General features: G+C 58.3%; 23 protein-coding genes and 1 pseudogene. 5 read left to right on the top strand and 19 right to left on the bottom strand.

Going from position 1 to position 25,952, the window contains the following annotated elements; translation table 11 throughout:
• The first annotated feature begins 1 nt into the window (after position 1).
• The gene (locus NTD84_RS20405; protein ID WP_262169159.1) at positions 2-715 is read left to right on the top strand and encodes a DUF3108 domain-containing protein; all 714 of its coding nucleotides are present in this window, start codon (positions 2-4) and stop codon (positions 713-715) included.
• Between the two features lie 99 nt (positions 716-814).
• Here the strand turns inward: NTD84_RS20405 and NTD84_RS30115 are convergent, their stop codons facing one another.
• Together NTD84_RS30115 and NTD84_RS30110 are read right to left on the bottom strand one after the other, a co-directional pair.
• Complete coding sequence (locus NTD84_RS30115) at positions 815-1,678, bottom strand: methyl-accepting chemotaxis protein (protein ID WP_410017371.1); 864 nt, start codon at positions 1,676-1,678, stop codon at positions 815-817.
• Positions 1,670-2,440 (bottom strand): annotated as a pseudogene (locus tag NTD84_RS30110) (MCP four helix bundle domain-containing protein); the annotation flags it as partial. The gene NTD84_RS30115 and the pseudogene NTD84_RS30110, both read right to left, overlap by 9 nt.
• A 291-nt stretch (positions 2,441-2,731) precedes the next feature.
• Between NTD84_RS30110 and NTD84_RS20395 the strand changes: the two are divergent.
• Positions 2,732-3,148 (top strand): OsmC family protein, encoded by a 417-nt coding sequence (locus NTD84_RS20395; protein ID WP_262169157.1) that lies wholly within the window; start codon positions 2,732-2,734, stop codon positions 3,146-3,148.
• Between the two features lie 61 nt (positions 3,149-3,209).
• Complete coding sequence (locus NTD84_RS20390) at positions 3,210-4,070, top strand: pirin family protein (protein ID WP_262169155.1); 861 nt, start codon at positions 3,210-3,212, stop codon at positions 4,068-4,070.
• Between the two features lie 88 nt (positions 4,071-4,158).
• On the opposite strand, the gene htpG is transcribed toward NTD84_RS20390, so the two are convergent.
• The 3 genes from htpG to NTD84_RS20375 form a co-directional block, all read right to left on the bottom strand.
• Positions 4,159-6,063: a molecular chaperone HtpG gene (gene htpG, locus NTD84_RS20385; RefSeq protein ID WP_262169152.1), complete on the bottom strand. Its 1,905-nt coding sequence runs from the start codon at positions 6,061-6,063 to the stop codon at positions 4,159-4,161.
• Between the two features lie 81 nt (positions 6,064-6,144).
• On the bottom strand, positions 6,145-6,597 hold the full coding sequence (locus tag NTD84_RS20380) for a PaaI family thioesterase (RefSeq protein ID WP_262169150.1): 453 nt from the start codon (positions 6,595-6,597) through the stop codon (positions 6,145-6,147).
• Positions 6,594-7,070, bottom strand: a complete 477-nt coding sequence (locus tag NTD84_RS20375; RefSeq protein ID WP_262169148.1) for a PaaI family thioesterase — start codon at positions 7,068-7,070, stop codon at positions 6,594-6,596. Before NTD84_RS20375 ends, NTD84_RS20380 begins: the two co-directional genes overlap by 4 nt.
• 158 nt (positions 7,071-7,228) lie before the next feature.
• Here NTD84_RS20375 and NTD84_RS20370 point away from each other — a divergent pair, with 158 nt between their 5' ends.
• Entirely contained in the window at positions 7,229-7,462 is a 234-nt protein-coding gene (locus NTD84_RS20370) for a hypothetical protein (RefSeq protein ID WP_064679026.1), read from the top strand.
• Between the two features lie 66 nt (positions 7,463-7,528).
• Here NTD84_RS20370 and NTD84_RS20365 read toward each other — a convergent pair whose 3' ends face one another.
• The 12 genes from NTD84_RS20365 to sdhC form a co-directional block, all read right to left on the bottom strand.
• On the bottom strand, positions 7,529-7,930 hold the full coding sequence (locus NTD84_RS20365) for an MAPEG family protein (protein ID WP_262169145.1): 402 nt from the start codon (positions 7,928-7,930) through the stop codon (positions 7,529-7,531).
• Entirely contained in the window at positions 7,930-8,667 is a 738-nt protein-coding gene (locus tag NTD84_RS20360; protein ID WP_262169143.1) for a DUF599 domain-containing protein, read from the bottom strand. Before NTD84_RS20360 ends, NTD84_RS20365 begins: the two co-directional genes overlap by 1 nt.
• 134 nt (positions 8,668-8,801) lie before the next feature.
• Positions 8,802-10,115 (bottom strand): branched-chain amino acid transport system II carrier protein, encoded by a 1,314-nt coding sequence (gene brnQ, locus NTD84_RS20355; RefSeq protein ID WP_262169142.1) that lies wholly within the window; start codon positions 10,113-10,115, stop codon positions 8,802-8,804.
• Between the two features lie 409 nt (positions 10,116-10,524).
• Positions 10,525-11,406 carry a succinate--CoA ligase subunit alpha gene (sucD, locus tag NTD84_RS20350; protein WP_007919877.1) on the bottom strand — a complete coding sequence of 294 codons (882 nt, stop codon included), beginning with the start codon at positions 11,404-11,406 and terminating at the stop codon, positions 10,525-10,527.
• Positions 11,406-12,572 (bottom strand): ADP-forming succinate--CoA ligase subunit beta, encoded by a 1,167-nt coding sequence (sucC, locus tag NTD84_RS20345; protein WP_007919879.1) that lies wholly within the window; start codon positions 12,570-12,572, stop codon positions 11,406-11,408. Before sucC ends, sucD begins: the two co-directional genes overlap by 1 nt.
• Positions 12,573-12,752: 180 nt before the next feature.
• The gene (gene lpdA / locus NTD84_RS20340) at positions 12,753-14,189 is read right to left on the bottom strand and encodes a dihydrolipoyl dehydrogenase (RefSeq protein WP_262169118.1); all 1,437 of its coding nucleotides are present in this window, start codon (positions 14,187-14,189) and stop codon (positions 12,753-12,755) included.
• 110 nt (positions 14,190-14,299) lie between these two features.
• Positions 14,300-15,523: a 2-oxoglutarate dehydrogenase complex dihydrolipoyllysine-residue succinyltransferase gene (gene odhB, locus NTD84_RS20335; RefSeq protein ID WP_262169116.1), complete on the bottom strand. Its 1,224-nt coding sequence runs from the start codon at positions 15,521-15,523 to the stop codon at positions 14,300-14,302.
• Positions 15,524-15,565: 42 nt separating this feature from the next.
• Positions 15,566-18,397 carry a 2-oxoglutarate dehydrogenase E1 component gene (locus NTD84_RS20330; protein WP_262169114.1) on the bottom strand — a complete coding sequence of 944 codons (2,832 nt, stop codon included), beginning with the start codon at positions 18,395-18,397 and terminating at the stop codon, positions 15,566-15,568.
• 260 nt (positions 18,398-18,657) lie between these two features.
• Positions 18,658-19,362 carry a succinate dehydrogenase iron-sulfur subunit gene (locus NTD84_RS20325; protein WP_010456852.1) on the bottom strand — a complete coding sequence of 235 codons (705 nt, stop codon included), beginning with the start codon at positions 19,360-19,362 and terminating at the stop codon, positions 18,658-18,660.
• Between the two features lie 11 nt (positions 19,363-19,373).
• Complete coding sequence (gene sdhA, locus NTD84_RS20320; protein WP_262169110.1) at positions 19,374-21,149, bottom strand: succinate dehydrogenase flavoprotein subunit; 1,776 nt, start codon at positions 21,147-21,149, stop codon at positions 19,374-19,376.
• A 3-nt stretch (positions 21,150-21,152) separates the two neighbouring features.
• Complete coding sequence (sdhD, locus tag NTD84_RS20315; protein ID WP_027922414.1) at positions 21,153-21,521, bottom strand: succinate dehydrogenase, hydrophobic membrane anchor protein; 369 nt, start codon at positions 21,519-21,521, stop codon at positions 21,153-21,155.
• The gene (gene sdhC, locus NTD84_RS20310) at positions 21,515-21,889 is read right to left on the bottom strand and encodes a succinate dehydrogenase, cytochrome b556 subunit (RefSeq protein ID WP_017337242.1); all 375 of its coding nucleotides are present in this window, start codon (positions 21,887-21,889) and stop codon (positions 21,515-21,517) included. The genes sdhD and sdhC overlap by 7 nt, the downstream gene beginning before the upstream one ends.
• Positions 21,890-22,252: 363 nt before the next feature.
• On the opposite strand from sdhC, the gene gltA reads away from it, so the two are divergent.
• Positions 22,253-23,542 (top strand): citrate synthase, encoded by a 1,290-nt coding sequence (gene gltA / locus NTD84_RS20305; RefSeq protein WP_027607056.1) that lies wholly within the window; start codon positions 22,253-22,255, stop codon positions 23,540-23,542.
• A 318-nt stretch (positions 23,543-23,860) separates the two neighbouring features.
• Here the strand turns inward: gltA and NTD84_RS20300 are convergent, their stop codons facing one another.
• Together NTD84_RS20300 and NTD84_RS20295 are read right to left on the bottom strand one after the other, a co-directional pair.
• The gene (locus NTD84_RS20300) at positions 23,861-25,519 is read right to left on the bottom strand and encodes a cation acetate symporter (RefSeq protein ID WP_262169105.1); all 1,659 of its coding nucleotides are present in this window, start codon (positions 25,517-25,519) and stop codon (positions 23,861-23,863) included.
• Positions 25,516-25,827 (bottom strand): DUF485 domain-containing protein, encoded by a 312-nt coding sequence (locus NTD84_RS20295; RefSeq protein WP_262169103.1) that lies wholly within the window; start codon positions 25,825-25,827, stop codon positions 25,516-25,518. The genes NTD84_RS20300 and NTD84_RS20295 overlap by 4 nt, the downstream gene beginning before the upstream one ends.
• Positions 25,828-25,952 lie beyond the last annotated feature (125 nt).

Raw genomic sequence — 25,952 nt, 5'->3', positions numbered from 1 at the left:
TATGCGTCGCGCCCTGCTCTTCGCTTGCGCTCTGCTTGCCCTGCCATTCGCGCAGGCAGCGGAACTTCAACCCTTCTCCGCCAGCTACACCGCCGACTGGAAGCAGTTGCCCATGAGCGGCACCGCCGAGCGTAGCCTGACCAAGGAAGCCAACGGCGTCTGGAAGCTCAGCTTCAAGGCCTCGATGATGATCGCCAGCCTGACCGAAGAAAGCACCCTGACCCTGGACAAGGACACCCTGTTGCCCCAGTCCTACCACTTCGAACGTGGTGGCCTGGGCAAAGCCAAGAAGGCTGACCTGGATTTCGACTGGACCACCAAGATGGTCACCGGCACCGATCGCGGTGATGCGGTCAAGATCCCGCTCAACCGGGGCATGGTCGATAAATCCACTTACCAGCTGGCCCTGCAACACGACGTCGCCGCCGGCAAGAAAAGCATGAGCTATCAGGTGGTCGATGATGGCGAAGTCGATACCTATGACTTCCGCGTGCTGGGTTCGGAAAAAGTCGACACCAAGGCCGGCCAGATCGACGCGATCAAGGTCGAGCGCGTGCGCGACCCGACACAAAGCAAGCGCACCACCGTGCTGTGGTTCGCCAAGGACTGGGATTACCTGCTGGTCCGCCTGCAACAGGTCGAAACCGACGGCAAGGAGTACAACATCATGCTCCTCGACGGCAAGGTCAACGGCAAGGCTGTCAAAGGCAGCTGATCAGGATCGACACAGGAAGCCCCGCGATTGCGGGGCTTTTTTTCACCTTGAAAAAATCCGGATAAAACGCAGAACCTGTGGTGCAAGGTTACTGGCGAATCAGACCGAAAACCGCGCCACCATCGTGTTCAGGTCCACCGCCAGCCGCGACAGCTCCTGGCTCGCTGCACTGGTCTGGTTCGCGCCCGCCGAGGTCTGCAGCGCCAGGTCGCGGATGTTCATCAGGTTACGATCCACTTCCCGCGCCACCGCGGCCTGCTCCTCCGAAGCACTGGCAATGACCAGGTTACGCTCGTTGATCAAGGTGAACGCCGACGCAATTTCCTCCAGCGCGACACCGGCGGTTTTCGCCACATCAAGCGTTGAGCGCGCGCGCACATTACTCTGTTGCATCGAGCTAACCGCAGCGTCGGTGCCTTGCTGAATGCCTGAAATCATCTGTTCGATTTCCCGGGTCGACTGCTGCGTCCGGTGTGCCAGGGCCCGCACTTCGTCGGCCACCACCGCAAAACCGCGCCCGGCCTCCCCGGCCCGCGCTGCTTCAATCGCCGCATTCAACGCCAGCAGATTGGTCTGTTCGGCGATCGAACGAATTACGTCCAGCACCTTGCTGATGCCATAGACCTTCTGCGCAAGTTCCTCGACCTGCAAGGCATTGGCGGTGACGTCGTCGGCCAGGGCCTCAATCGACACGACCGTCTGATGCACCTGCTCGCGGCCATGTTGGGCGATCCGGTCGGACTCACAGGACGCTTCGGAGGTGGCGACCGCATTGCTCGCGACCTCTTCCACCGCCGCCGTCATCTGATTGACCGCCGTTGCCGCCTGATCGATTTCCAGGCTCTGTTGATGCAGGCCACGGGTCGCGTCTTCGGTCACGCAACTGAGTTCTTCCGAGGCCGAGGCCAGTTGGCTGGATGAGTCGGAAATACGCCGAATGGTGTCGCGCAGATTCTGCTGCATACTTTTGAGCGCCTGCAGCAGGCGCGCCGGCTCGTCCTTGCCAATGATGCTGATCTCACCGGTCAGATCACCACCCGCCACGCCCTCGGCCACTTTCAACGATTGCGAGAGCGGCAAGACGATGCTACGGGTCAGCAGTAGCGCCAGGCCGATGGTCAGCAGCGCCGCCGCCGCGACCATCACCCCCACCCAAATGCGGGAATGGCTGAACACCAGGCGCCCCGCCTCGGTGGCGAGATTGGCGTTGTGCTTGTTCAGTTCCACCAACGCCTTAAGGGTTACGGTGATGTCATCGGCCAGCGGATTCATCTCACCATTGAGAATCACCGCCGCGGCGTCCACTCGTCCCTGAGCGGAAAGGCTCATCACCTGACTTTGAAATTGCAGGTACTTCTGCTCGGAGGCCTTGAAGCGGTCAAACAGCACACGCTCCTCCGGCAGCACGATCAGGCGGTCGTAGCGCTGCTGCGCTTCGTTGAGCACACTCTTGAGTTCGTTGAGTTTGCCGACATTTTGCTCCAGCGCCTGCGGATCGCGGTTGAGCAAAAGGCGCATGGTCAAGGCCCGCAGCCGCAGCATGTCCTGACTCATTTCACCGACCGCCATCACGCTGGGCAGCCAGTTGTCGTCGACCTGATCGGACTGAGCCCGCATGTTGGACATTTGCAGCAGGGCGAACGCCCCCAACCCGGACACCATCAATGCCAGCAAGCCAAAACCCAGGCCCGCACGCGGCGCAATATTGAGACTTCTGATACTCATTGCTTTGGTTCCTTCCAAAAAAAGCGCTGCATCATACCTGCAGCTGGTTTTCCTGGAAGGTATCGGCTCGTAGAAATTTTGCGTAAGACCAAAACGTGATATCAAAACGCCAAATTACTTCGATCAATGGGTGTATCGAAAATCAGCAAGTTCGAATCAGCACCGACAGGAATTGAATCCTGGACAGCAGGAGCCTCTCCGACAAGAAAGTGGAACGCGTATCCGGAGGAATGCTCTATAACTTCAAGGTCTTTTTTGACCCACCGACTTTTCCTACTGCCGAGGTTCCTCATGACCGTTACCGTCAATACCGTTTCCGCCGAAGGTTTTCGCCATAGCGTACAAATCGATGAGCACGAACTGTTTGCCGATGTGCCGACCTCCGCGGGCGGTGAAGGCTCTGCACCCGGACCACACGATTACTTCGACGCCGCACTCGGCGCGTGCAAGGCCCTGACCCTGAAGATGTATGCGAAGAAGAAAGACATCCCGCTGACCGGTGTCACGGTCGAGGTCAAACGCGACAACAGTGAAGAGCAGAAAGGCAAATACGCCCTGCACGTCAAGTTGACCCTCAAGGGAGTGCTCACCGACGCCCAGCGCGACGAACTGCACCGTGTGGCCGACCGCTGCCCGGTGCACAAGCTGATGACCACCACCGACGTCAGCATCGAAACCCATCTGTCCGAAGGCGCCTTCAGCCAATAGCGGCAAGGGTCAGGCAAGCGGGTTATGCTCCATGCGTCACCCGCTCAGCCTGGAAAGCACCATGAACTCTCCGCTTGTGATCCGCCCTCGTGCCGAAGATGTCGAGGGCCAACCGATTCTTCGTCCATTGCCGTCAGCCAAATGCCGCAGCGTCGGGCCTTTCGTGTTTTTCGACCACATGCTTGAAACCCGCTATCCCGCGGGCAAAGGCATGAATATTCGTCAGCATCCGCACATCGGTCTGTCGACCCTCACCTACTTGTTCGAAGGAAAAATCCAGCACAAAGACAGCCTCGGTTCCGATCAGGTCGTGGAAGCCGGTGACGTCAGCTGGATGACCGCAGGCAGCGCCATTGCCCACGTCGAGCGCACACCCGAGCCTTTGAAAGACAGCGGATTCACCCTGCACGGCCTGCAGATCTGGCTGGCATCGCCGAAGGATCATGAGCAGGGTCCGGGGCATTACAGTCATCACCCGGCGGCGACATTGCCGGTCAGCGATAACCTTGGAGTGCAGATCCGGATGATTGCCGGGTCAGGCTTTTGCCTGGAATCCCCAGTGCCGGTGCTTTCTCCTACGCTGTACGCGGAACTGAACCTGAAAACCGCGACAACGCTGCTGATTCCTACCGAACATGAAGAGCGGGCGCTGTATGTCTTGAGCGGCGATGTGCAGCTCGATGGCGAGCCGATTGAACCGCATGCATTGGTGGTGCTGCCTGCGGGGGAAGAAATGACCCTGTTTGCCGAGAGTGATGCTCATGCGGTGCTGTTTGGCGGTGCACCTTTGGATGGACCGCGACGGATCAATTGGAACTTTGTGGCCAGTGATCCGGCGGCGATCGATGAAGCGCGCCGCAAGTGGGCGGCCGGGGATTGGCCGAAAGTGCCAGGGGAAAACGAGCGGATCGAATTGCCTTGAATGTTTCGCTGTCAGTGACTCCGCGAATGCCAAGCAAAAACCCAAAATGAAAAAAACCCGCCGAAGCGGGTTTTTTTATGCGGCGCAGTTAAACCGACAGTTCAACCAACAGCTTGTTGAGACGGCGCACATACGCGGCCGGGTCTTTCAGGCTGTCGCCGGCTGCCAGGGCAGCCTGATCGAAGAGAATGTGTGACAAGTCGCCGAAGCGTTCGTCGCTTTGCTCGTTGTCGAGCTTCTCGATCAGCGGGTGAGCCGGGTTGAACTCGAAGATCGGCTTCGAATCCGGGACCTTCTGGCCGCTGGCTTCGAGGATCTGCCGCATTTGCAGACCGAGGTCCTGTTCGCCGATGGCCAGGATCGCCGGGGAATCGGTCAGACGGTGCGATACCCGCACTTCGGCGACGGAATCGCCCAATGCAGTTTTCAGACGCTCGACCAAGCCCTCTTTGGACTTGGCGACTTCTTCCGCGGCTTTCTTGTCCTCTTCCGAGTCCAGATTGCCCAGGTCCAGGTCACCGCGCGCCACGTCGACGAAGCTCTTGCCGTCGAAGTCGCTGAGGTAGCTCATCAGCCACTCGTCAATGCGGTCGGTCAGCAGCAGCACTTCGATGCCTTTCTTGCGGAAGACTTCCAGGTGCGGGCTGTTTTTGACCGCTTCGAATTTCTCGCCGGTCAGGTAGTAAATCTTGTCCTGACCTTCCTTGGCGCGTGCCAGGTAATCGGCCAGACCCACGTCTTGTTCGCCTTCGCTGCCCTGGGTGGAAGCAAAGCGCAGCAGGCCGGCGATTTTCTCCTTGTTGGCGAAGTCTTCTGCCGGGCCTTCCTTCATGACCTGGCCGAAGTTCTTCCAGAAGCCCTTGTATTGCTCAGGCTCGTTCTTCGCCAGTTTTTCCAGCATATCCAGCACGCGCTTGGTCAACGCCGACTTCATGGAGTCGATGATCGGGTCTTTCTGCAGGATTTCCCGCGACACGTTCAACGACAGGTCATTGGAATCGACCACGCCTTTGATGAAGCGCAGGTACAGCGGCAGGAACGACTCGGCCTGGTCCATGACGAACACACGCTGCACGTACAGTTTCAGGCCTTTCGGCGCTTCGCGCTGGTACAGGTCGAACGGAGCACGCGCTGGCACATAAAGCAGCGAGCTGTACTCGAGCTTGCCTTCGACCTTGTTGTGGCTCCAGCTCAGCGGGTTTTCGAAATCATGAGCAATATGTTTGTAGAACTCCTGATATTCCTCGTCCTTGATCTCGGTGCGAGGACGGGTCCACAGGGCGCTGGCACGGTTGACGGTTTCCCATTCAACGGCCGGTTTCTCTTCGCCTTCGGCGGCTGCCACTTCTTTCGGCAACTCGATCGGCAAAGCGATGTGATCGGAGTACTTCTTGATGATGTTGCGCAGACGCCAACCATCGGCAAACTCGTCTTCACCGGACTTCAGGTGCAGGACGATGCGAGTGCCGCGCTCGGCTTTCTCAATGGTCGCGACTTCGAAATCGCCTTCGCCCTTGGACGACCAATGCACGCCTTCACTGGCGGCAGCGCCGGCACGACGGCTGAACACGTCGACTTTATCGGCAACGATGAAGGCCGAGTAGAAACCGACGCCGAACTGACCGATCAGGTGCGAATCCTTTTTCTGATCGCCGGTCAGGTGTTTCATGAAATCAGCAGTACCGGATTTGGCGATAGTCCCCAGGTGGGTAATCGCGTCTTCACGGCTCATGCCGATACCGTTGTCTTCGAGGGTGACGGTTTTCGCGTCCTTGTCGAAGCTCACACGGATTTTCAGCTCGGCGCCACCTTCCAGCAACTCAGGCTTGGACAGGGCTTCGAAGCGTAATTTGTCGACAGCGTCAGAGGCGTTCGAGATCAATTCGCGAAGGAAAATTTCCTTGTTGGAATACAGCGAATGGATCATGAGGTGCAGCAGCTGCTTCACCTCGGTCTGGAAGCCCAGGGTTTCCTTTTGAGTTTCCACACTCATGGTCATCAAACTCCAATCAGATGGCAGTGGCCCCGACCTTGAGGGTCGGCGGCGGGTTGTCATCAAAGTTGGGGGCTGAGATCAGGATTTCAAGGGCTCATCGATTTTGAAATGGGCGCGCGCCGTGGCAATCGGCTCGGCTTCGGTGCTTTGCCACGCCGTCACGGCCACGTTCGCCACTCGGCGCCCCTGACGGCACACCTGACAGCGGGCCCAGGTGTCGCGGAAATGTCCGGCGCGCAGGTAGTCCAGCGAGAAGTCGATGATCTTCGGCACGCCTGGCGAGCCGGTGAGGATCAGCAAGTGCAATGCGGCGGACAGCTCCATGAAACCAGCAATCACGCCGCCATGAATCGCCGGGAGTAAAGGGTTACCAATGTTGTCCTTGTTCGCCGGCAGGCGGAATAACAGGTCATCGCCGACGCGCGAACATTCAATCCCGATCAGCTTGGCGTAGGGAATCAGGTGCAACAGCGACGCGTAGTTGCCCTGCTCGTGGGCCTGTTGCAGTTGTTCCTTGAAGGTCTCGGTCATTTCACCGCTCCAGCAATCACGCCACCAAAACCCTGGGTGCCTTTGACAGCCTTGCCCATGCGCATGAAAGTGCCCACGACGTGGGCGATGGGCTGTTCCGGATCGTCCTGATAGGCAAAACCACGGGCGAAGATCACGTCCGTGGTCACCCGGTAGCATTGGGCGAAGCCATACACATCTTTATGCGGCTCGGCGGCGTGCATGTAGTCGATGCGCAGGTCGAGGGTCGGGCAGACTTCGAATTCGGGCAACACGCAGAGAGTGGCCATGCCACAGGCCGTGTCCATCAGCGAGGTCAGCGCGCCGCCGTGGATCACGCCGGTTTGCGGGTTGCCAACAATTTGCGGGCTGTACGGCAGAAGAACGGTCAGTCCTTCGTGACTGGCGCTATGAACCCGCAGCCCGAGTACCTGACAGTGCCTCAGCGCCGAGAGAAATCGCGTCGCACGCTCAAAAACGGGGTTTTCGGCCATTTGATAAAAACTCTTCTTAGTATTCGGACATCGCACTAGGCGTATTCGGTAAAAGTTCCCGTGGGATTAATCTTATATATCTGAACGAATTGAGGAACTTAACCCTGATGGGTGTGCTCGAAAGGCCAGTAGATATTTTCCATAAGGAGAAACACCCCATGCGTAAGACTTTAGCTATTGCCTTGATGTTGACCGCTTCCCTCGGTCTCGCTGCCTGCGATAAAAAATCCGAGGACAAAGCTCAAGATGCCAACCAACATGCTGAGCAAGCTCAGCAAGACATGAACAAAGCTCAGGATAAAGTGAACGACGCAGCGAAAGAAAACGCCGAAGCTGCCAAAGCTCAGGCTGAATCGAACGAAGCCGCTGCAAAAGAAGCACCTAAAAACTAAATCGGTTTTTGCGTGATTAAAGAAAACCCGCCAAGTGCGGGTTTTCTTTTGCCTGTCATTTCCCCGTTAGAGCAAAATAGTTCTAAAAGTCGGACTAATCATGAGCAGCAATGAACACACTAGCCCGACTAACCAGACCAGACTTCGCTGCCAGGCGAGATCGCCCCAATAGCACAGTAAGTAAATGACGCGCGTGATCACGAAGATGATCGCCAGTGAGTCAATCAGCCATCCCGCGGTCTGCGTGGTGTGGGCCATCAACACCCCTACCGCAAACAGAATGAATGCCTCGATACAGTTCTGATGCGCCGCCAACGCACGGGCGCCAAAACCGGTGAGTTGCGCCTGTTGCTGTCGCGGCGAGTGATTGTCGTAGCCACCCTGCTCTTTCATGGCTTTGGCCACCGGCATGCGGGCCACGTAAACCAGCAAGGCACTGATAAACACACACCAGAACGGAATACTCATCAAGCGGCCTCTTTGTTGGCTTCGGGCAAGGGTGCCTCTGTAGGGGTATAGACCATCACATCGAGAACGTCGGAATGAAATTCCCGGCGATAGAGCACCAATACCACGCCGGCGCTCATCAACATGAACAACCACGGGCTGACAAACCAGGCCAGCATGGTCATGCCGAAATAATAGGAACGCAGGCCAAAGTTGAACTGGTTGGCGGCCATCGAGATGACCCGTGCCGCCCGGGCCGCGAAAGCTTTACGTTCCTGCTCCGAGACGTGGCGCTCGCCCACCATCGGTGCCGAACCGATCAGAATGGCGGCAAAGTTGTACTGGCGCATGCACCAGCTGAACGTGAAGAACGCGTAGACAAATACCAGCGCCAGGCACAGCAACTTGATCTCCGACATGCCCTGTGAAGCCTGTTGCACCATCGGGATATCCGCCAGCAACGACACCGCCCTTTCCGATGCGCCCAGTACGGTAAGAATGCCGGCCAGGATGATCAGGGTGCTGGAGGCGAAGAACGACGCGTTGCGTTCCAGGTTGCCGACTACGCTGGCGTCGGCGATGCGGTTGTCCCGCAGCAGCATCCGGCGCATCCAGTCTTCGCGATACAGGTGCAACACGCTGGCCAGGCACGCGGTGTCGCGACCTTTCCACGTGGCGTAACGAGTGTAGCCACCCCAGCAAACGACGAACCAGACGGCGGCGAGAATATGGATCAGGTTGGTGTGGATGAACGACATGCAGGTCCTTGTGATGTGTTTTAGGGCTTCGACGTTAGCGGAAACGAAAAGGCACCGCACCCCTTCATAAAAAAATGCCCGGCATCGATTGATACCGGGCATTTCTTTGATGCTTGCAGCGCGTCGTGAGTGCCTTACGCCAGCGCTTCCTCACGTTTGCCCAGCAGGCGGTCGCACACCACCGCGACCACCAACGTCATGAACGACGGCACCAGCCATGCCAGGCCTTGCTCGCTCAGCGGCAGGTGTGCCAGTTGACTCGGCATCCAGTCCGCCAGACCTGCGCCCTTGAGCGCGTCGATCAGGCCGAAGATGAACGACACCAGCATTACCGGACCGACGATGCGACCCTGCTCATGCCAGAAGTCCTTGCAGAAGCTCAGGGCGACCAACGCGATGCAGGGCGGGTAGATCGCGGTGAGGACCGGGATCGAGAACGCAATCAGCTTGGTGAGGCCCAGGTTGGACACCAGCAGGGAAAATGCAGCCAGGATAATGACCAGGGCCTTGTAGGACAGTGGCAGCACGCGGCTGAAGTATTCGGCACAGGCGCAGGTCAGACCGACAGCGGTCACCAGGCACGCCAAGGAGATCAGTACCGCGAGGAAACCGCTGCCCAGCGAGCCGAAGGTGTGCTGGACATAAGCGTGCAAGACCGCCGCGCCGTTGGTCGCACCGGCCGCCACTTCGTGGCTGCCCGAACCGAGACGGAACAGGCTGACGTACACCAGCGCCAGGCCGACCCCGGCAATCAGTCCGGCAATGATCGCGTAACGGGTGATCAGCGCGGGCGACTCGACGCCACGGGAACGGATGGCGTTGACGATGACAATCCCGAACACCAGCGCACCCAGGGTATCCATGGTCAGGTAACCATTGATGAACCCCTGAGAGAAAGGCGCAGCGACATATTCCGGTGTCGCCACGCCGATATCGCCGGCCGGCAACGCGAACGCGGCAATGCCGAGCACGGCCAGGGCGATAATCTTCAGCGGCGCGAGGAAACGTCCTACGGTATCGAGCAAACGGCCCGGGTAGAGCGAGATGAAAAACACCAGCAGGAAGTACACCGAGCTGTAGAGGAACAGCGCCAATGGGCTTTCGCCGGTCAACGGCGCCAGGCCCACTTCGAACGATACGGTCGCGGTGCGCGGCGTCGCGAACAGAGGGCCAACGGCGAGGTAGCACGCGGCGGCCAGCAAACCGCCGGCGACTTTACCGATCGGACTGCTCAGGGCATCCATGGCCCCACCGACCTTGGCCAGGGCAACCACGGTGATGACCGGCAGACCGACCGCGGTGATCAGAAAGCCCAGCGCCGCTATCCAGACATGAGGCCCGGACTGCAAACCGACGATGGGCGGGAAGATGATGTTGCCAGCCCCGACAAACAGGGCAAACGTCATAAAGCCAAGTGCCAGGATGTCCTGGCCTTTCAACACTTTCATTACGGAAATACCACACTACTGAATCGGAATTTAGAGAGGGATTTCCCATGGGGGTGAGGGAAATGCTGTCGGTCCGCATAGGACTGACCCGTTTAGCGCGTAGCGGCCTTGTGGGCTGCGGTCGCAAAAATGGCGGCTAGCCTAACGAATTTGCGCTTGAAACGCACTGTTAGGGGGCGAACATTCCGATCTACGACATCTTCGTGTCGCGTTTTAGTATGAAAACGTTCAGCGACTGACAGTCCGTCATCGCGAGCAGGCTCGCTCCACAGTGGTTGTGTGAATACAAGTCCATTGTGGGAGCGAGCTTGCTCGCGATGGCATCCCCAGAAAATTCGCAGATTCCGGAAACAACAAAGGCCACCCGAAGGTGGCCTTTGCCTGGTGAAGCGTCAGCTAAGCGCGAGGCTTACTTGACAGCCCAACCGGTCAGCTCGGCCAGGGCCTTGCCGATGTCTGCCAGCGAACGCACGGTTTTAACGCCTGCGTCTTGCAGAGCAGCGAATTTCTCGTCTGCAGTGCCTTTGCCGCCAGAGATGATTGCACCAGCATGGCCCATGCGCTTGCCCGGAGGAGCAGTCACACCCGCGATGTAGGAAACAACCGGCTTGGTCACGTGTGCCTTGATGTAGGCAGCCGCTTCTTCTTCAGCCGAACCGCCGATCTCGCCGATCATGACGATCGCTTCGGTCTTCGGGTCTTCCTGGAACAGCTTCAGGATGTCGATGAAGTTGGAGCCCGGGATCGGGTCACCGCCGATGCCGACGCAAGTCGACTGACCGAAACCGGCGTCAGTGGTCTGCTTCACAGCTTCGTAGGTCAGGGTGCCGGAACGCGAAACGATACCGACCTTGCCTGGCAAGTGAATGTGACCTGGCATGATGCCGATCTTGCATTCGCCTGGAGTGATAACGCCTGGGCAGTTAGGGCCGATCAGGACTACGCCCAGCTCGTCGCACTTAACTTTAGCGTCCAGCATGTCCAGGGTAGGAATGCCTTCGGTGATGCAAACGATCAGCTTGATGCCGCCGAATGCCGCTTCCAGGATGGAGTCCTTGCAGAAAGGAGCTGGAACGTAGATCACGCTGGCGGTCGCGCCAGTGGCAGCTACAGCGTCTTTCACGGTGTTGAACACTGGCAGGCCCAGGTGCTCGGTGCCGCCTTTGCCCGGTGTTACGCCACCGACCATCTTGGTGCCGTATTCGATGGCTTGCTGGGTGTGGAAACTACCTTGCGAACCGGTAATACCCTGGCAGATAACTTTGGTGTCTTTATTGATCAGGACGCTCATTATTTGCCCTCCGCAGCTTTAACGACTTGTTGAGCAGCGTCGGTCAGGCTGGTAGCAGCGATGATGTTCAAACCGCTTTCTGCCAGTACTTTAGCGCCCAGCTCAGCGTTGTTGCCTTCAAGGCGAACAACAACCGGGATTTTCACGCCGACTTCTTTCACGGCGCCGATGATGCCTTCGGCAATCATGTCGCAACGAACGATGCCGCCGAAGATGTTGACCAATACTGCAGCGACGTTAGTGTCGGACAGAATGATCTTGAACGCTTCGGTTACGCGTTCCTTGGTAGCACCACCGCCCACGTCGAGGAAGTTGGCTGGTTTGCCGCCATGCAGGTTGACGATGTCCATGGTACCCATGGCCAGGCCAGCACCGTTGACCATGCAACCGATGTTGCCTTCCAGCGCTACGTAGTTCAGTTCGAACTTGGCAGCGTGCGCTTCGCGCGGATCGTCTTGCGACGGATCGTGGAAAGTCTTCAGCTTAGGCTGACGGTACATGGCGTTGGCGTCGATGTTGATCTTGGCGTCGAGGCAATGCAGATCGCCGTCAGCCTTGATCACCAGCGGGTTCACTTCCAGCAGAGCCAGGTCGTGATCCTTGAACAGCTTGGCCAGACCCACGAAGATCTTGGCGAACTGAGCAACCTGCTTGCCTTCCAGACCCAGCTGGAATGCCAGCTCGCGACCCTGGAATGGCTGAGCGCCAACCAGTGGATCGATAGTGGCTTTCAGAATTTTTTCTGGAGTGTCGTGAGCGATTTTCTCGATGTCCACGCCACCTTCGGTGGAAGCCATGAACACGATGCGACGGCTCGAACGGTCAACGACAGCGCCCAGGTACAGCTCTTTAGCGATATCAGTGCACGATTCAACCAGGATCTTGGTGACTGGCTGACCATTGGCGTCAGTCTGGTAAGTCACCAGACGCTTGCCCAGCCACTGCTGTGCGAATGCCTTAGCGTCTTCTTTGCTGCGAACCAGCTTGACGCCGCCCGCTTTACCGCGACCACCGGCGTGAACCTGGGCTTTGACAACCCACTCGCTGCCGCCGATTTTGTCGCAAGCTTCTGCTGCTGCTTCCGGGGTGTCTACCGCGTAACCGGTGGATACTGGCAGGCCGTACTCAGCGAACAGCTGCTTACCCTGATACTCGTGAAGATTCATGCTTATTACCGTCTTCGTTAGGTACTGCGCATTCGGTGCTGCACTCGTTGGAGTGCCGCACCACCTGTGACTGCTGCTTGCGTAGCGGGGGCTACGCAAGGCTGCGTCCAGCGGATATTCCGCGGTGAGTCTTGCATGCAAGGCTCACGACGGGCCATACCGCCGTGGTTTCTTATTGTCTTAACGCTTCTTGCGGTTGGCGATGTGGATGGCGCCGCCATTCACTGCCAGAGCAGCTTCGTGCAAGGCTTCAGACAGGGTCGGATGGGAGAAAACCATCATGCCCAGGTCTTCAGCGCTGGTGCCGAATTCCATACCGATCGCGCCCTGCTGAACCAGTTCTGCAGCGCTCGGGCCAATCACGTGGACGCCCAATACGCGGTCAGTCTTGGCATCGGCAATGACTTTCACGAAACCGCCGGTGTCGTTGGCTGCCATGGCACGGCCACTGGCTGCGAACGGGAAGGTGCCAACGTTAACTTCAACGCCTTCAGCCTTCAAGGTCTGCTCGGTTTTACCGACCCACGCGATTTCCGGGTGAGTATAAATAACAGACGGGATCAGGTCATAGTTGATTTGGGCTTTGTGGCCCTTGATGCGCTCAACCACCATGATGCCTTCTTCGGACGCCTTGTGCGCCAGCATCATGCCGCGAACCACGTCGCCGATCGCGTAAACGCCCGGTACGCTGGTGGCGCACTGGTCGTCAACGAACACGAAACCGCGCTCGTCGATGTTCACACCGCTGTCGGCCGCCAACAGTTCGGTGGTCACTGGACGGCGACCAACGGCAACGATCAGTTTGTCGAACGTGATGTTCTGTTCGCCGTTGGCATCGGTGTAGTTCACCACGACTTCGTCGCCGTTCACTTTGGAACCGGTGACGCGAGCGCCCAGCTTGATGTCCAGACCTTGTTTGGTCAGGGTTTTGAAGGCTTCCTTGGAAACCGCGTCGTCCGCTGCTGGCAGGAACTTCTCCAGCGCTTCCAGGACAACCACTTCAGAACCCAGACGCGACCAGACCGAACCCAGTTCCAGACCGATGACGCCGGCGCCGATCACGCCCAGACGCTTCGGTACGGATTGGAATTCCAGCGCGCCGGTCGAATCGACGATCACGTTCTGGTCAACCGGAGCCGGTGGGATGTCGATCGGACGGGAGCCGGAAGCCAGGATCACGTTCTCGGCTTCGATGATTTCAACGCTGCCGTCTGGCTTGGTCAGCTCGACTTTCTTGCCGGCCAGCAGTTTGCCGTGGCCTTGCAGGGAAGTGACGCCGTTCGCCTTGAACAGGGTGGCAACGCCAGAGGTCAGGCCTTTGACGATGTTGGCTTTACGGCCAACCATTGCCGACACGTCCATGGTCACGCCAGCGTGGTTGATACCGTGGATCGCGAAGCCTTCTTTGGCTTCCTTGTATTTCCAGGAGCTGTCCAGCAGCGCCTTGGATGGAATGCAACCGACGTTCAGGCAAGTACCGCCGAGGGCCAGTTTGCCTTCCTTGTCGGTGTATTTCTCGATGCAGGCAGTGGAGAGGCCCAGTTGCGCTGCTTTAATGGCAGCCACGTAGCCGCCAGGGCCCGCACCAATCACTACCACGTCGAATTTCTGAGTCATGTGTCATTCCTTCTCGAATCAAACCGGACGGCCCCTTTTGGGGACCGTCGTGGGACGAAGCTGGTCGTTACAGGTGGGCCGCCCGTCATGCAGCGGCCCGTGCAACGAAATCAGATATCCAGCAGCAAACGAGCCGGGTCTTCCAGCAGGTTCTTGATGGTAACCAGGAAGGTCACAGCTTCTTTGCCATCGATCAGACGGTGATCGTAGGACAGTGCCAGGTACATCATCGGACGGATAACGACTTGACCGTTGATCGCCATAGGACGCTGCAGAATGTTGTGCATGCCCAGGATGGCCGCTTGTGGCGGGTTGACGATCGGGGTCGACATCATCGAACCGAAGGTACCACCGTTGGTGATGGTGAACGTACCGCCGGTCATTTCGTCCATCGACAGTTTGCCGTCGCGGGCCTTCTTGCCGAAGGTGGCGATGCCGCCTTCGATTTCAGCCAGGCTCATCAGTTCGGCGTTACGCAGAACCGGTACAACCAGGCCGCGGTCGCTGGAAACAGCAACACCCACGTCGGCGTAGCCGTGGTAAACGATGTCGGCACCGTCGATCGAGGCGTTGACAGCCGGGAAGCGTTTCAGCGCTTCGGTGGCCGCTTTCACGAAGAACGACATGAAGCCCAGGCGCACGCCGTTGTGGGACTTCTCGAACTGGTCCTTGTACTTCGAACGCAGGGCCATGACTTCGGTCATGTCGACTTCGTTGAAGGTGGTCAGCATCGCCATGTTCGACTGGGCTTCAACCAGACGCTCGGCAACCTTGGCACGCAGACGGGTCATCGGAACGCGTTTTTCAACACGGTCACCGGCAGTGAACACTGGAGCGGAAGCGGCAGGCGCAGCAGCCTTGGCAGGAGCGGCGGCCGGCGCGGCTTTCTTGGCGGCAATAGCTGCAACCACGTCTTCCTTGGTCACGCGACCACCTTTGCCGGTACCGGCAACGGAAGCGACGGCGATGCCGTTTTCTTCAGCCAGCTTGCGAGCAGCCGGTGCAGCAACCGGATCGTCTTCGCCTTCGGCGGCTGGCGCAGCAGCCTGTGCAGCGGCCGGAGCAGCAGCGGCAGCCGGAGCAGCGGCAGCAGCGCCACCCGCTTCGATCGAGCCCAGCACTTCGTCGGACAGAACGGTGTCGCCTTCGTTCTTGACGATAGCGCCCAGCACGCCGTCAGCAGTCGCCAACACTTCCAGCACAACCTTGTCGGTTTCGATGTCGACGATCAGATCGTCACGCTTTACAGCGTCGCCCGGTTTTTTGTGCCAGGTGGCAACGGTGCCATCGGCAACCGATTCCGGAAAAGTGGGGGCTTTGATTTCGATAGCCATTATCTGTGGGTCCTTAAATTCGGTTTCAGGTGCGCGAAGGCGTTAAACAGTAAAGGCGTCTTGCAGCAGTTTTTCCTGCTGCTCAGCGTGCATCGATGCATAACCACAAGCAGGTGCAGCAGAAGCATCACGGCCGGCGTATTCGAGTACGAGCGACTTGTTGTGATTGCCAACGATGCGGCGCATGTGATGCTGGCTGCAGTACCAGGCACCCTGGTTCATCGGCTCTTCCTGACACCAAACGATATGTTTGAGGTTGGTATAAGGAGCCAGGACTTCATTCAAGTCGTCCTCAGGGAATGGGTACAGCTGCTCGATACGCACGATGGCGATGTCATCACGACCTTCGGCACGGCGTTTTTCCAGCAGGTCGTAGTAGACCTTGCCGCTACACAGGACAATGCGCTCGACCTTTTTCGGGTCCAGTGCATCGATTTCCGGGATAACGGTCTGGAACGAACCTTCGGCCAGATCTTCCAGGGTCGATACGGCGAGTTTGTGACGCAGCAGCGACTTCGGTGTCAGCACGATCAACGGCTTGCGCAGCGGGCGAATCACCTGACGACGCAGCAAGTGGTAGATCTGAGCCGGGGTAGTCGGTACGGCAACCTGGATGTTGTGCTCGGCGCACAGCTGCAGGTAACGCTCCAGACGAGCCGACGAGTGCTCCGGACCCTGACCTTCATAACCGTGTGGCAGCAGCATGGTCAGACCGCAGAGACGGCCCCACTTGTGCTCGCCACTGGTGATGAACTGGTCGATAACCACCTGGGCACCGTTGGCGAAGTCGCCGAACTGGGCTTCCCAGATCACCAACGCATCAGGCGTGGTGGTCGAGTAACCGTATTCGAACGCCAGTACGGCTTCTTCGGACAGGAACGAATCGTACAAGTCGAAACGTGGCTGGCCGTTGAACAGGTTCTGCAACGGGATGTAGGTACCCGCGTCTTTCTGGTTGTGCAGGACAGCGTGACGGTGCGAGAACGTGCCGCGACCGATGTCCTGACCCGTCATGCGAATCGGGTGACCTTCGAACGCCAGGGTCGCGTACGCCATGGTTTCGGCGTAACCCCAGTTGATCGGCAGGCCGCCGGCTTGCATCTTCTGACGGTCTTCGTAGATTTTCGAGACCTGGCGCTGGACCACGAAGCCTTCCGGAATTTCCAGCAGCTTGGCGGACAGTTCCTGCAAGGTTTTCAGATCGAAACGCGTGTCGTGACGTGCTGTCCAGGCGTGGCCCAGGTACGGACGCCAGTCCACGAACAACTCTTTGTTCGGCTCTTTGACCAGGCTTTTTACAACGTGCAGACCGTTGTCCAGCGCGTTGCGGTATTCGTCGACTTTCGACTGGACACGCTCTGCGTCCAGCACGCCGGCCTGGGTCAGACGATCGGCATACAGCTCACGGGTGGTGCGCTGTTTGGTGATCTGCTGATACATCAGAGGCTGAGTGCCGCTTGGCTCGTCGGCCTCGTTGTGGCCGCGACGACGGTAGCAGACCAGGTCGATCACCACGTCACGCTTGAACTGCATGCGGTAGTCGATGGCCAGCTGGGTTACGAACAACACGGCTTCCGGATCATCGCCATTCACATGGAGGATCGGCGCCTGGATCATTTTCGCAACGTCGGTTGCGTACTCGGTGGAACGCGAGTCCAGCGGGTTGCTGATGGTGAAACCGACCTGGTTGTTGATCACGATGTGCACGGTGCCGCCGGTCTTGAAACCGCGGGTCTGCGACATCTGGAAGGTTTCCATCACCACGCCTTGACCGGCAAATGCCGCGTCGCCGTGGATGGAGATCGGCAGAACCTTCTCGCCAGTAGGATCGTTACGGCGATCCTGGCGGGCGCGAACCGAGCCCTCGACCACTGGCGATACGATCTCCAGGTGGGACGGGTTGAACGCCATGGCCAGGTGAACTTCACCGCCGGTGGTCATCACGTTGGACGAGAAGCCCTGGTGGTATTTAACGTCACCGGAACCCAGCTCGACCTTCTTCTTGCCTTCGAACTCGTCGAACAGCTCGCGCGGGTTCTTGCCGAAGGTGTTGACCAGCACGTTCAGACGGCCACGGTGGGCCATGCCGATCACGATTTCCTTGGTGCCGTAGGAACCGGAACGCTGGATCAGCTCGTCGAGCATCGGAATCAGGCTTTCGCCGCCTTCCAGGCCGAAACGCTTGGTGCCCGGGTATTTGGTGCCCAGGTATTTTTCCAGGCCTTCGCCGGCGGTGACGCGCTCGAGCAGGTGGCTCTTGATGTCGGCGGAGTACGTTGGACGACCACGCACGCTTTCCAGACGCTGCTGGAACCACTGGCGCTGCTCGGAATCGGTGATATGCGTAAATTCAGCGCCGATGGTGCGGCAATATGTCTGCTGCAACGCTTCGTGAATTTCGCGTAGGCTCGCTTCCTCTTTGCCGATGAACAGGTCGCCGGCACGGAAGGTCGTATCAAGATCGGCATTGGTCAAGCCGTAATGATTGATCGACAGGTCTGCAGGTGCAGGACGCTGCCACAGCCCCAGCGGGTCAAGCTGGGCTGCCTGGTGGCCACGCATACGGTAGGCCTGGATCAATCGCAACACTTCAACTTGCTTCTTCTCGTGCTCACTGCTCACGCTGCCGGCGGAAACCGGTTGGGCGCGGCGCTGGTTCTTTGCCAGCAAGACGAAATGATCGCGAATTGTGGAGTGCGAAACATCGGTGGCAGAGTTGCCGTCAGCCGGCAACTTCTGAAAGTAGGTGCGCCACTCTTCTGGCACAGCGTTAGGGTCGTGCAGGTAGAGCTCATAAAGCTCTTCCACATAGGCAGCGTTTCCACCTGAAAGGTAGGCGCTGTTCCACATGCGCTGCATCACGCTTTCTTGCATGCTTGGTCACCCTCGGTTAGGGGAACACCATCGGCGTCAACACCGAGCAAACTTGCAGAAGTCCGAATGCAGCGACCAAAACAAGCCACTTAGGATCACGCTGATAGTCCGGGTACCAGCCCGGATGCCCCTGCTTGTCTCATTTCTTCAAAATAAGAGCCGCAGCTTTGTGAGCTGCTGCTCAGGTTAAAACTACGGCGCCGGTTGAAGCCTGCGCCGTAGCATCTACGGGTACAGCGGTCCTACATACAGCAGCTGAATCACACGCCGCTTTGCAGCAGCATGTTACGTACGTGACCGATGGCCTTAGTCGGGTTCAGGCCTTTCGGACAGACGTTGACGCAGTTCATGATCCCGCGGCAGCGGAATACGCTGAACGGGTCATCCAGCGAAGCCAGACGCTCGGCAGTCTTGGTGTCGCGGCTGTCTGCCAGGAAGCGGTACGCTTGCAGCAGGGCAGCTGGACCCAGGAACTTGTCCGGGTTCCACCAGAAGGACGGGCAAGAGGTCGAGCAGCAAGCGCACAGGATGCACTCGTACAGACCGTCGAGCTTTTCACGCTCTTCAGGGGTCTGCAGACGCTCGATGGCCGGAGCCGGCGTGTCGTTCTGCAGGTAGGGCTTCACCTTCTCGTATTGCTTGTAGAAGATGCTCATATCGACGACCAGGTCACGGATAACCGGCAAACCTGGCAGAGGACGAACGATCAGCTTGTTGCCTTTTACGACAGAGGACAGCGGCGTGACGCAGGCCAGACCGTTCTTGCCGTTGATGTTCATGCCGTCGGAACCGCAAACGCCCTCACGGCAAGAGCGACGATAGGAGAAACCTTCGTCCTGCTCTTTGATCAGGGCCAGCACGTCCAGCACCATCAGGTCTTTACCACCGGTATCGACCTGGAATTCCTGCATGAACGGCGCAGCGTCCTGATCAGGGTTGTAGCGATAAACACTGACTTGCAACATGGCGGCCACCCTTAATAAGTCCGAATCTTAGGTTCAAAAGTCGGAACAGTCTTCGGCGAGAAGTTCACCGCACGCTTGGCCACGCGCTTGTCACCCGGGAAGTACAGGGTGTGGCACAGCCAGTTTTCGTCGTCGCGATCTTCGTAGTCTTCACGGGCGTGAGCGCCGCGGGACTCTTTGCGGATCTCTGCAGCGATGGCGGTGGCTTCGGCCACTTCCAGCAGGTTCTGCAGTTCCAGCGCTTCGATACGGGCGGTGTTGAACGCCTGGCTCTTGTCGTTGATCTTGACGTTGGCGATACGGCCACGCAGATCAGCGAGCTGGGCAATACCTTTCTGCATGTATTCGCCGGTACGGAACACACCGAAGTAGTTCTGCATGCAGCTTTGCAGCTCTTTACGCAAGGTAGCGACGTCTTCGCCTTCGGTACGCGAGTTCAGGCCATCGAGACGTGCCAGGGCAGCGTCGATGTCGGACTGGCGAGGACGGGCGTAATCAACGCCTTCTTTCAGGGTCTGCTCAAGGAACAGACCGGCGGCACGACCGAATACCACCAGGTCGAGCAGCGAGTTGCCGCCCAGACGGTTGGCACCGTGAACCGATACGCACGCCACTTCACCAACGGCGAACAGACCAGGAATGATCTGATCCTTGCCTTCGGCGTCTTGAGTGATTGCCTGGCCATGAATGTTGGTGGCAACGCCGCCCATCATATAGTGGCAGGTTGGAACGACCGGAATTGGCGCCACGGCTGGATCGACGTGGGCGAAGGTCTTGGACAGTTCCATGATGCCTGGCAGACGGCTGTGCAGAACTTCTTCACCGAGGTGATCGAGTTTCAGCATCACGTGGTCGCCATCCGGACCGCAACCGTTGCCGGCGATGATCTCTTTAACCATCGAACGGGCAACCACGTCACGACCAGCCAGGTCTTTCGCGTTCGGAGCATAACGCTCCATGAAACGCTCGCCGTGCTTGTTGATCAGGTAACCGCCTTCACCGCGGCAGCCTTCTGTCACCAGTACACCGGCGCCGGCGATGCCGGTCGGGTGGAACTGCCACATTTCGATATCTTGTACCGGCACGCCAGCACGCAGGGCCATGCCGACGCCGTCACCGGTGTTGATCAGGGCATTGGTGGTGGACGAGTAGATACGGCCTGCACCGCCGGTCGCCAATACGGTCGCGTTCGCGCGAACGTAGGATGTTTCGCCGGTTTCGATGCAGATGACGATCATGCCGACAAAGGCGCCGTCTTCGTTCTTGACCAGGTCGACGCCGTAGTATTCGTTGAGGAATACGGTGCCGGCCTTGAGGTTGGCCTGGTACAGGGTATGCAGCAGTGCGTGACCGGTACGGTCGGCAGCAGCGCAGGTACGGGCAGCCTGGCCGCCTTTACCGAAGTCTTTCGACTGACCGCCGAACGGACGCTGGTAGATCCGGCCCTGTTCGGTACGGGAGAACGGCAGACCCATGTGCTCGAGTTCGAAGACCGCTTCCGGACCTACGGAACACATGTATTCGATAGCGTCCTGGTCACCGATGTAGTCGGAACCCTTGACGGTATCGTACATGTGCCAGCGCCAGTCATCGTTCGGATCGGCCGAAGCGATGGCGCAGGTGATGCCACCCTGGGCGGATACGGTGTGCGAACGAGTCGGGAAAACCTTGGTGACTACGGCAGTCTTGTGACCACCTTGTGCCAGCTGCAGCGCCGCGCGCATGCCAGCACCGCCGCCGCCAATGATGATGGCGTCGAACGAAAGCGTATTAACAGTAGTAGACATGAATCAGATACCCCAAAGAATCTGCACACCCCAGACGAAGTAGGCGAACATCGCAACGCCGCATACTGCCTGGAAGAGGAAACGTATTGCAGTCGCGGACTTGCCGAACGCCATTGGCGTCAGGTAGTCGGTCGCGATGGTCCACATGCCGACCCAGGCGTGAGCGCCGAGGGCAACGAGGGCCAGGAGACTGAAAATACGCATCCAGTTGCTTGCGAACAGTTCATGCCATTGGGCGTAGCCGATGCCAGGGTGGGCAACGACGTATCCGATCAGGAAGATGAAGTAAGCCGCGAGAACGACCGCAGACACACGTTGTGCCATCCAGTCATAGAGGCCCGAACGCGACAGGTTCGTGACGTTAGTTACCATATCCAAACTCCTGCCAGAACGATTACCACCACGGAAACGGCGATAACGATTTTCGAGCCCAGTTTGCCGCCTTCCAGCGTTTCACCGATGCCCATGTCCATGATCAAGTGGCGCACACCGGCAACCAGGTGATACAGCAAGGCGGACAGGATGCCCCAAATCACTAGCTTGGCTAGCGGACTGGTCAGACACGCTTTCACCTGACCGAAGCCTTCTTCCGAGTCGAGCGACTTGTCCAATGCATAAAGCATGATGGCCAGGCTGACGAAGAGGATGACACCGGAGATTCGGTGAAGAATGGACGTGTAAGCAGTGACTGGGAGTTTGATGGTCCTTAGGTCTAGGTTTACAGGTCGTTGGCTATTCACGGCTTTTTTTCACACTGAAGAGCCCCTAACAATCAGGGCAAAGTTGTTGGGGAGTGCACTGGTCAGGTACCCACCACCCAGGGAGTGCGACCCCCAGTAAAGCAGGCCCAAAAGCCCCTGGCGGTCGGAGGCCGAGTATAGACAGTTAGGCTACTAATGACAACGCGTTCACCTTCCCCTAATAGCGCATTGCACAAGTTGGATAAAAGGCGTAAATGGCAGTCAATTTCGAGGAAAAAGTCCGGTTAAAGCCTTCTGGGGCAAGACTTTAGGCAAATTGACATTCGAATTTATCTCACTATAGTGGTGCGGGCCCTGCGTGGGGGGTCTGTCTGATGATTTCAAGCATAAATAGGAGGCCACATGGCTGACAAAAAAGCGCAGTTGATCATCGAGGGCGCAGCCCCCGTCGAGCTGCCCATTTTAACCGGCACCGTTGGTCCCGATGTTATCGATGTTCGGGGTCTGACGGCCACGGGCCGTTTCACCTTTGACCCTGGTTTCATGTCGACAGCTTCCTGCGAGTCGAAGATCACCTATATCGACGGCGACAACGGCATTCTGCTGCACCGCGGCTACCCGATCGAACAGCTGGCTGAAAAGTCGGACTATCTGGAAACCTGCTACCTGCTGCTGAACGGCGAACTGCCGACCGCAGAACAGAAGGCCCAGTTCGTCAGCACCGTGAAGAACCACACTATGGTTCACGAGCAGCTGAAGACCTTCTTCAACGGTTTCCGTCGCGACGCCCACCCGATGGCCGTCATGTGCGGCGTAGTCGGCGCCCTCTCGGCCTTCTACCACGACTCCCTGGACATCAATAACCCGCAGCATCGCGAAATCTCCGCGATCCGTCTGGTTGCCAAGATGCCGACCCTGGCAGCGATGGTTTACAAGTACTCCATGGGCCAACCCATGATGTACCCGCGCAACGACCTGACGTACGCGGAAAACTTCCTGCACATGATGTTCAACACCCCGTGCGAGATCAAACCGATCAGCCCGGTGCTCGCCAAAGCCATGGACCGGATCTTCATCCTCCATGCCGACCACGAGCAGAACGCATCGACCTCTACCGTTCGTCTGGCCGGTTCTTCGGGCGCCAACCCGTTCGCCTGTATCGCCGCCGGCATCGCGGCACTGTGGGGCCCTGCCCACGGTGGTGCGAACGAAGCCGTTCTGACCATGCTTGACGAGATTGGCGATGTGTCGAACATCGACACGTTCATCGCCAAGGCCAAGGACAAGAACGATCCGTTCAAGCTGATGGGCTTCGGTCACCGGGTTTACAAAAACCGCGACCCGCGCGCCACTGTGATGAAGCAGACCTGCGACGAAGTATTGAAGGAACTGGGCATCAACAACGATCCGCAACTCGAACTGGCCATGCGCCTGGAAGAGATCGCACTGACCGACCCGTACTTCATCGAACGCTCGCTGTACCCGAACGTGGACTTCTACTCGGGGATCATCCTCAAGGCGATCGGCATTCCAACCAGCATGTTCACCGTGATCTTCGCCCTGGCGCGGACTGTCGGCTGGATTTCGCACTGGAAGGAAATGCTCTCCAGCCCGTACAAGATTGGCCGTCCGCGCCAGTTGTACACCGGCTACGAGTCGCGTGATATCACCAAGCTGGAAGACCGTAAGTAAGACCTGTCTTGCGATAATGTCTTGAAGTGGTACCGGGAACGGCCTCTATTTATATAGAGGCCGTTTTTGTTTGTGCGCTTCCAAGGGCTCGGTTGCGATGGACATCTATCCCCGCCCCCCTCTGTAGGAGCGAGCACGCTCCGGGCGGCGTTCCGACGATGGACTTCAACGATAACGCGGGCAACCAGGCACCCTGCGGTGTCCTCGGGTTTCTCGCGAGCATGCTCGCTCCTACAGGGATATTTGAACTCCCCGCTCTTCCGCTCGCAAAAAAAATGCCCCGATCTCTCGACCGGGGCATTTCTATTCAACCAAGCCTTAGTGCGAAACCGCTCCACTCGCCCCCAGACCAGTCTGCGAACGGACAAACTGCGGGAAGAACAGCGCCCGCTCATTGTCAGCCGCGGTCGACTTGTCGGTGATCGAGAAGAACCAGATCCCCACAAACGCAATGATCATCGAGAACAGCGCCGGGTACTCATACGGGAAGATCGCCTTCTCGTGATGCAGGATCTGCACCCAGATGGTTGGCCCGAGGATCATCAGGCCTACGGCACTGACCAGGCCCAACCAGCCGCCGATCATCGCACCGCGGGTGGTCAGCTTCTTCCAGTACATGGAAAGCAGCAGCACCGGGAAGTTGCAGCTCGCCGCGATGGAGAACGCCAGGCCCACCATGAAGGCGATGTTCTGGCTTTCGAACAGAATGCCCAGACCGATCGCCAGCACCGCCAGGGCGATGGTAGTGATTTTCGAGACGCGGATCTCATCCTTCTCGTTAGCCTTGCCCTTCTTGATCACGCTGGCGTACAGGTCGTGAGACACCGCCGATGCACCGGCCAGGGTCAGACCGGCAACGACGGCCAGGATGGTCGCGAACGCAACGGCCGAGATGAAGCCGAGGAAAATACTGCCACCCACCGCGTTGGCCAGGTGCACCGCCGCCATGTTGTTGCCGCCCAACAGCGCGCCCGCCGCATCTTTGAAGGCCGGGTTGGTGCTGACCAGCAGGATCGCGCCAAAACCGATGATGAAGGTCAGGATGTAGAAGTAACCAATGAAACCGGTGGCGTACAACACGCTCTTACGCGCTTCTTTAGCGTCACTCACGGTGAAGAAGCGCATCAGGATGTGCGGCAGGCCAGCGGTACCGAACATCAGTGCCAGGCCCAGGGAGAACGCGGAGATCGGGTCTTTCACCAGGCCGCCCGGGCTCATGATCGCCTCACCTTTAGGGTGAACCTTGATCGCTTCGGAGAACAGTGCGTTGAAATCGAAGTTGACGTGCTTCATCACCATCAGCGCCATGAACGACGCACCGGACAGCAACAGCACCGCCTTGATGATCTGCACCCAGGTGGTCGCCAGCATGCCGCCGAACAGCACGTACAGGCACATCAGGATACCGACCAGGATCACCGCAACGTGATAGTCGAGACCGAACAGCAGCTGAATCAGCTTGCCGGCACCGACCATTTGCGCGATCAGGTAGAACGCCACCACCACCAGCGAGCCGCAAGCGGACAGCGAGCGGATCTGGGTTTGCCCGAGGCGGTAGGACGCCACGTCGGCGAAGGTGTATTTACCCAGGTTACGCAAGCGCTCGGCGATCAGGAACAAAATGATCGGCCAGCCCACCAGGAAGCCGATCGAGTAGATCAGGCCGTCGTAGCCGGAGGTAAACACCAAGGCGGAAATACCCAGGAAAGAGGCCGCAGACATATAGTCGCCGGCAATGGCCAGACCGTTCTGGAAGCCAGTGATCTTGCCACCCGCCGCGTAGTAGTCCGCCGCCGACTTGTTGCGCTTGGAAGCCCAGTAGGTAATGCACAGGGTCGCGCCGACGAACGCCACGAACATCAGGATCGCGGAGACGTTGAGCGGTTGTTTGTGGACTTCACCCGTCAGGGCTTCAGCGGCCCAGGCACCCGGGGCAAACGCTGCGATGCTCAATAGAGCCATTAGACGCCGGATCATTGCTGAGCCTCCTTGAGAATCGCATTGTTCAGGTCGTCGAATTCGCCATTGGCGCGTCGTACGTAGATCCCGGTCAGGATGAAGGCCGAGACGATCAGCCCGACACCGATCGGTATGCCCCAGGTAATCGATGATCCAGGGCTGAGTTTCGCGCCCAGAATATGCGGCCCGTAAGCGATCAAAAGGATGAATCCGGAGTAAAGCCCTAGCATGATCGCCGAAAGAATCCAGGCGAACCTTTCTCGCTTGCTAACCAGCTCCTTGAAGCGCGGGCTGTTTTGAATCGAGAGGTAAATGCTGTCGTTCATTGTTTTTATCCTCGCAGCACAGATTATTGTTGGAACGGTATCCACTCTATGCGGCTGCGGGGCAGGTTCCAGACGACCTTAGTATTAGAACGACATGATAGAATCGCCATTTTCCAGCACCCACG

Source organism: Pseudomonas sp. 14P_8.1_Bac3 (genome assembly GCF_025466085.1).
Taxonomy (GTDB): domain Bacteria; phylum Pseudomonadota; class Gammaproteobacteria; order Pseudomonadales; family Pseudomonadaceae; genus Aquipseudomonas.
Note: the sequence above shows the minus strand (reverse complement) of the source record. Positions and strands in the feature narration are given on the sequence as shown.